The 5,484-nt window shown below is 68.7% G+C and carries 6 protein-coding genes, 1 tRNA gene and 1 pseudogene; 3 read left to right on the top strand and 5 right to left on the bottom strand.

Translation table 11 applies throughout. The features are described from left to right. Both rnhB and ACFQEU_RS10790 read right to left on the bottom strand, forming a co-directional pair. A pseudogene (gene rnhB, locus ACFQEU_RS10795) lies at positions 1-161 on the bottom strand (ribonuclease HII); the annotation flags it as partial. 157 nt (positions 162-318) lie between these two features. Further along, positions 319-690, bottom strand: coding sequence for a 30S ribosomal protein S8e (locus tag ACFQEU_RS10790; RefSeq protein ID WP_379781989.1), 372 nt, complete (start codon positions 688-690; stop codon positions 319-321). A gap of 328 nt (positions 691-1,018) precedes the next feature. On the opposite strand from ACFQEU_RS10790, the gene ACFQEU_RS10785 reads away from it, so the two are divergent. The 3 genes from ACFQEU_RS10785 to ACFQEU_RS10775 all read left to right on the top strand — a co-directional run bounded on the left by ACFQEU_RS10785 (position 1,019) and on the right by ACFQEU_RS10775 (position 2,924). Further along, on the top strand, positions 1,019-1,372 hold the full coding sequence (locus ACFQEU_RS10785) for a ferredoxin (RefSeq protein WP_379781987.1): 354 nt from the start codon (positions 1,019-1,021) through the stop codon (positions 1,370-1,372). A gap of 104 nt (positions 1,373-1,476) precedes the next feature. Beyond that, a tRNA-Leu gene (locus ACFQEU_RS10780) sits at positions 1,477-1,561 on the top strand. A gap of 451 nt (positions 1,562-2,012) precedes the next feature. Further along, the gene (locus ACFQEU_RS10775; RefSeq protein ID WP_379781985.1) at positions 2,013-2,924 is read left to right on the top strand and encodes a dimethylarginine dimethylaminohydrolase family protein; all 912 of its coding nucleotides are present in this window, start codon (positions 2,013-2,015) and stop codon (positions 2,922-2,924) included. Positions 2,925-3,308: 384 nt separating this feature from the next. Here ACFQEU_RS10775 and ACFQEU_RS10770 read toward each other — a convergent pair whose 3' ends face one another. From ACFQEU_RS10770 to ACFQEU_RS10760, 3 genes are all read right to left on the bottom strand, one after another. Beyond that, complete coding sequence (locus tag ACFQEU_RS10770) at positions 3,309-4,220, bottom strand: 1,4-dihydroxy-2-naphthoyl-CoA synthase (RefSeq protein WP_379781983.1); 912 nt, start codon at positions 4,218-4,220, stop codon at positions 3,309-3,311. 62 nt (positions 4,221-4,282) lie between these two features. Beyond that, entirely contained in the window at positions 4,283-4,447 is a 165-nt protein-coding gene (locus ACFQEU_RS10765) for a hypothetical protein (protein ID WP_379781981.1), read from the bottom strand. Between the two features lie 56 nt (positions 4,448-4,503). Continuing rightward, positions 4,504-5,484, bottom strand: a 981-nt coding sequence (locus ACFQEU_RS10760) for a molybdopterin oxidoreductase family protein (RefSeq protein WP_379781979.1), incomplete at its 5' end; no start/stop codon positions are given.

Raw genomic sequence — 5,484 nt, 5'->3', positions numbered from 1 at the left:
TGCGCGCGGAGTTCGGCGGCGATCGCGACGCGTCGCTCGGGCGGGACGCGTTTCGAGTCGTCGACGTCGGCCGGGAGCTGGTCCGGGTTCGCGCGCACGGCCGCGGCGACCATCGGCCCGATCACGGGCCCTTTTCCGGCCTCGTCGACGCCGACGTACATGCCCGGAGAGGCGGGCGGGACGGACAAATACCTTCAGATCGGGGACGGATCCGCACCGGTGGTTCGGACCGGAGACCGGCCCGTTCACGCTGGAGTGGCGAAACGGAACGCGACCGAAAGAACGGAGCGAACGGAACCCGACCGAAAGTCGAACGGGCTACTCGATCAGGACGGCGTTGACGCCGCCGGTCTGACCGGGACGGGAGGTGACGCGGGCGCGGCCCTCGCTCGTCTCGATGATGGCACCCTTGGTGACGATGTTCCGGCGGGCGTAGTTGACGTTGGAGGGGTTGTCGACGACGTCCTCGATGGTGGCCTCGGCGACTTCGCCGTCGTCGGCGACCTGCGCGACGTTCGTCGAGAGGGCGCGGATCTTCGTTTCCGTGCCGCGGGAGTCGATGTACTGGACGCGGGGTTCGCCGACCGTCGTCTCGGCGGGTTCGCGGCCGAGCTGGTGGCGCTTCTTGTTCGAGGCGTGCTTCAGTCGGCCGCCGGTCCGCTTGCGCGTGGAGCGTCCCTGGTCTTTCATACAGGTACGAACAGTCAGCGAATACTTGAAGCGTTCGACTCGGGCCGGCGAACGGCCGTTCCCGACGGATCGGGGGCGGAGACGGATTCCGGGATCGAGGACGGGAACGGGCCCCGGGATCGAGAGCAGGACCGAAACCGAGGATCGGGAGTGAGTCGAGGCGGATCGGGAGTGAGTCGAGGCGGATCGGGAGTGAGTCGAGGCGGATCGGGAGTGAGTCGAGGCGGATCGGGAGTGACGACCACCTAGCGGTGCCGAGAGCGATGGGCCCTCGTTGTCGTCGAGAGCGATCGACAGACGAAAGGCCCGTCGGGACCGATCGGATCGCATGACCGACGAGGACGGGACCGCCGGGGAGGGCGTGTTGTCCGCGAGCGACCTCGGCGGCGAGGGGCCGCCGATCGACGAGAAGCCGTACAAGATCGTCTTCGAGGCGAACAAGTGCTTCGGGGCGGGTAAGTGTGCCGAGGTCGCGGACAACTGGGAGATGGACGTCATGAGCGGGATGGCGAAGCCCCGAACCTACTACATCGGCGAGGACGACCTCGCGGAGAACGTCCGGGCGGCGGAAGCGTGTCCGGCGAAGAAGGAGCACGGCGTCATCCACGTGGTCGACCGCCGGACCGACGAGGAGATCGCGCCGGACCCGCACGGCGACGGGACGCTCTCCGTCGACTGGTAGGGAGGACGAGTCGACCGTCCGGACGCCAGGTCGACGGTGCGGGACCCCGAGTCGGCGACCGCATCCGAAAGGGGTTTGACCGCGCCACCGGAAGCGGGGAGTGCGCGGGGGTGGCTGAGCCTGGCCAAAAGCGGCGGACTTAAGATCCGCTCCTGTAGAGGTTCGAGGGTTCGAATCCCTTCCCCCGCATTCCTGCTGCGAGCAGCCCGCGAGCAGCGGGAATAGGGCTCGAAGGAGTTCGAACCCGGAAAGTCGCAGCCCGGACCGGCGAGCGAAGCGAGCCGCATGCCCGGACCGTCTTTCGTTGGTTCGAATCCCTTCCCCCGCATGTCGCGGCGCTCACACACCGTGAGCGCCGCGGCCCGGAGCAGAAGGATTCGAAGCAGGGAACGGAGCGAGCGTCACGAGCGGAGTGAGTGAGGTTCGAATCCCTTCCCCCGCATGTCGCGGCGCTCACACACCGTGAGCGCCGCGGCTCGAAACGGAAGGATTCGAATCGGAGAGCGGGAAGTGAGCGAGCTGCTTCCACGGCGAGCGAACGCGAGTCCGAGGCGAAGTACGCGCCGTGACCGTTCGGTTACGACGCGACTCATCGGACCCGAGGAACTATACGATGCGGACCTGTTGGAATAGTTAACTTATGAGTGGAGCGTTGTTCGTCGATGTCGACTCGATCCCGAACAGAGGATCGTTCGAGAAGCGATCACTCGATCGATCCGTGTTGTTCTCGGCACCGACACACTTCGACGTCGACTACGAGATCAACCCGTACATGCGGCCCGGCGTCGACGAGGAACGGGCCGCGGCACAGTGGGAGTCGCTCGTCGAGCTGTTCGGAGAACTCGCCGACGTAACGGTGTTCGACGCGGACGGAGTACGGACGGAACTCGACGAGGAGGCGGCGGTTACGCCGCCCGAGGACCTCCCGGACATGGCGTTCTGTTCGAACCACGCCCTCTCGATCCCCGGCGAAGACCGATTCGTGCTCGCACGAATGGCGACCGCGGAGCGGCGCGACGAGCCGGCGTACTTCGAGCGGTGGGCGGAGGCCGCCGGCTACGAGGTGGTGCGGCTCCACACGGACGCCCCCTTCGAGGGCTGTGGGGACGCGCGTTGGCATCCCGGCCGAGACCTGCTGTGGGGCGGTTACGGCCAGCGGTCGGAGCTCGGCGCGTACCGCGAGCTCGCCGAGCGGTTCGGGATCGACGTGGTCCCCCTCGAGCTCACCGACGACGCCTACTACCACCTCGACGTCTGTTTCTCGGCGCTGGACGAGACGACCGCGCTCGTGTGTCCCGACGCGTTCACCGCGACGGGGCGGGCGAAGCTCGATCGGTTGTTCGACACGCTGATCGAGGTGCCGGCCGCGGCCGCACAGGAAGGGTTCGCCTGTAACTGTCACGCCGTCGGCGGCGAGCTCGTCGTCATCCAGGAGACGAACGACGCGACGATCGACCGACTGGAGGCACACGGCTACGAGACGGTCGGCGTGGCCACCGACGAGTTCATGAAGGCCGGCGGCTCCGTGGCGTGTCTGGCGTTCCCGTACTGAACTCGTGTCACCGCCGGTCGTGTGTGCCCGGCCGAGCGAGGTCGGATCCCGTCGACGGGATCCGAGACGACACGTGAGGCCGAGGTTCCGGTCGCGCTGGCGGTCGCCGGCTATCGAGCTGATCGGCGGTGCCGTTCTCGCCGAGTTCGTGGCGGCGACGGGACGGGTCGTCCGAAGGCGTCTCGGTAGCCGTCGCTGGCGTGGTCCTGGCGGCGACACAGTCCTAGGCGGCGACGTGGCCCTGATGGCGGCACACTCCTAGGCGGCGACGTGGTCTCGGCGGCGGCGGCGCTCGCCACGGGTGTCCGACCACGTCTCGGACCGTACCGGGAAGAGATCGAACCCGGGTCTCGGTGTGATCCCGGGGAGCCGGCGCGGAGCGCCTCAGTAGTGCCAGGGGTACTCCTCAAACGCCGGGTCGCGCTTCTCCAAGAACGCGTCTCTCCCCTCTTGTGCCTCCTCAGTCATGTACGCGAGCCGGGTCGCCTCGCCGGCGAACACCTGCTGGCCGACCATCCCGTCGTCCGTCAGGTTGAACGCGTACTTCAACATCCGCATGGCGGTCGGCGACTTCCGCGTCATCTCCGCGGCCCACTCGAGAGCGACCGTCTCGAGCTCCTCGTGGGGGATCGCCTCGTTCGCCATCCCCATGTCGACGGCCTCGGCAGCGGAGTAGGTCTTCCCGCGGAAGAACACCTCGCGGGCCTTCTTCTGGCCGATCTGCTTGGCGAGGTACGCGGAACCGAACCCCCCGTCGAAGGAGGCGACGTCGGGGTCGGTCTGGAGGAACTTCGCGTGCTCCTCGCTGGCGAGCGTGAGGTCACAGACCACGTGGAGCGAGTGGCCGCCGCCGACCGCCCAGCCCGGGACCACGGCGACGACCGGTTTGGGCATGAACCGGATGAGTCGCTGCACCTCCAGAATGTGTAATCGGCCCGCCCGCGCCTCCCGAACCAGGGGGTCGTCCGCCTCGCCCGCCTCGTCGCCGTCGCGGTACTCGTAGCCGGAGCCGCCGCGCACCGACTGGTCGCCGCCCGCGGAGAACGCCCAGCCGCCGTCCGTTTCCGACGGGCCGTTCCCGGTGAGGAGCACGCAGCCGACATCGGCCTGCTTGCGGGCGTGATCCAGCGCGGCGTACAGCTCGTCGACGGTGCCGGGGCGGAACGCGTTGCGGACCTCGGGGCGGTCGAAGGCGATCCTGACTGCCGGCACGTCGACCCCGCGGTGGTACGTCACGTCGTCGAACTCGTCGGTGACCGGCTCCCACGCGTCGGGGTCGAAGATCTCCGAGACCATACCGGGCGGTCGGGCGCGGAACGTATAAACGGCCCCGAGTCCGGCCCGTTGTGCCGTCGGCGCTACTCGCCCGCGTCTTCCGCGGCGGCAGCCAGCTCGTCGAGGTGGTTCCGGATCACCGACAGCGTCGCGTCGGCGTCGACGTACCCCTGATCGTACTCTCCGAGTGCCGTCTCCGTTCCGTCGAGGAACTGTTCGACTGCCGTTTCGAGGTCGTCGTCAGTCATACCCGTGCGTTCCTCCCAAGGAGAGTTATATCCCTCGAAGGGGCACGTCCACCCCGTCAGTTCCGGTCGAGGCGGACCGCACACGCTTTATAAGCGGGCTCGCCGGACTCGGGGTCGACCGCGTCCAGCGTGAGGCGGTTCACGTCCGGATGGTGGATCGGTGCCCACACGACGCCGTCGGGGACGCGTTCGTCGGCAACGACGCGGGCGTCGACACGTCCTCGCCGGGAGACGACGACGGCCCGATCCGCCCCGTCGACACCGTCGGCGGACGCGTTGTGAGTGGTGGGCGCGACTCGAACCGGGAGGAGTTCGTCGTCGCCACCGGACCGAACGCCGGTGTTGTACGCGTCAGACCGCCGTGCCGTCGTGAGCACCAACGGGAATCGATCGTCGGGAGGTTCCGGGGGCGATCGATGTCGAGCGGTCGAAAAGCGTGCCAAACCGTCGGTCGTCGGGAAGGTGAACCCGCCGTCGGGGTCGCGGTACCGGTACTCGGAGCGCTGGGGGGCGCTGTCGTCACAGTCGAACCCCACGGCTGCGGTCCGGGGCCAGCGGATCGACCCGTCGGACTCCAGCCGTGCGTAGGTCACGTGGGTGCAATCGGCCGGCGTCCCCGCGGTCAACCCGGCCAGCTCGGCGAACAGCGCCTCCGGGCCGACCGTATCGTCGACGGCGTTCGGACGGAGCCGGCCCGCGATCGACGCGATGATCGACGCGTCCCGGCGGGCGCTACCCGGCGGGTCGCAGCTCGGCCGGACGCGGGAGACGGTGCGGTCCATGCTCACCAGCGTCCCGCCCGTTTCGCCCCACGTGGCCGCGGGGAGGACGACATCGGCGTACTCGACCGTCGGGGTACGGAACGCGTCCTGAACGACGAGGAAGACGTCGTCGAGCGCCGCCCTGACGGGAGCGGTGTTCGGCATTCCGACGGCGGGGTTCGCGGCGACGGTCCAGAGGGTGTCGACCTCGCCCGCCGCGATCGACTCGAACAGGCCGACCGGGCCGGGCCCGGGATCCGTCGGGAGGCGGGTGGG

The organism is Halorubrum tibetense, assembly GCF_042661865.1.
Classification (GTDB): domain Archaea; phylum Halobacteriota; class Halobacteria; order Halobacteriales; family Haloferacaceae; genus Halorubrum; species Halorubrum tibetense.
Note: the sequence above shows the minus strand (reverse complement) of the source record. Positions and strands in the feature narration are given on the sequence as shown.